Source organism: Streptomyces adelaidensis (assembly GCF_016598475.1).
Taxonomy (GTDB): Bacteria; Actinomycetota; Actinomycetes; order Streptomycetales; family Streptomycetaceae; genus Streptomyces; species Streptomyces adelaidensis.
This window is the reverse complement of the sequence record NZ_JAEMUX010000280.1, coordinates 1-709: the sequence shown is the minus strand read 5'-3', so window position 1 is coordinate 709 and position 709 is coordinate 1. Positions and strand designations below refer to the sequence as shown.

At 68.1% G+C, this 709-nt stretch carries 1 protein-coding gene; it reads right to left on the bottom strand.

What is annotated here, in order from left to right; translation table 11 throughout:
- Window positions 1–599: helix-turn-helix domain-containing protein (locus tag I8N67_RS41845; RefSeq protein WP_200309628.1), on the bottom strand; the 599-nt coding region annotated here is incomplete at its 3' end.
- Window positions 600–709 lie beyond the last annotated feature (110 nt).

Here is a 709-nt window from a genome sequence, read left to right as displayed (position 1 = left end):
TCGCTGGTCAGGCGTCCCTTGCCGACTCCGGCTTCGTTGTCCCAGACCAGCATCTTCGGCACGGCTCCCCAGGCGGTCAGCAGCCGCCAGTGGGTGTCGATCAGATCGCCCGTCTGCCGTGAGGGCAGCATCCGAGCCGTGATAACCCGCGAGTAACCGGACACGATGACCAGCACCGGCGGGCGCCCGCTCTGGCCGTAACCGAGCGGAATATCCACGGGCGGGAACCACAGGTCGCACTGCGCGAGCTCACCCGGCTCATAGACCGTCCGCGAGACGGGGTCCACCGGCAGATAAGCCGGCCGCAGCTCGCGCACCCGCTCCCGCAGGATCGTCAGCCCCCGCTCCCAGCCGATCCGCTCCGCGATCACCGTGACGGGCATCGTCGGGGTCTGTTTCAGCAACTCCCGCACGGCCGGCTCCACCGCGTCCACCGCCGAGCCCTTCGGCGCCCGCCGATACCGCGGCGGGCGGTCCGAGGCCAGCGCCCGCAGCACAGTGTTCCTGGAGATCCCCAGCTGACGGGCCACCGCCCGAGCCGACAGCCCCTCCATCCGGTGCATCCGGCGGATCTCAGCCCAGTCCTCCACGTGGATCACCCTCTCTTCCTCCCGACTTCAGAACCAGTGAAGTCAGGATGATCAAGAGATCGCAGAGTGGCTCACTTTTCATCCGCCGTCCGTGACCCTCGTTTCACCCGTTGCCGAGA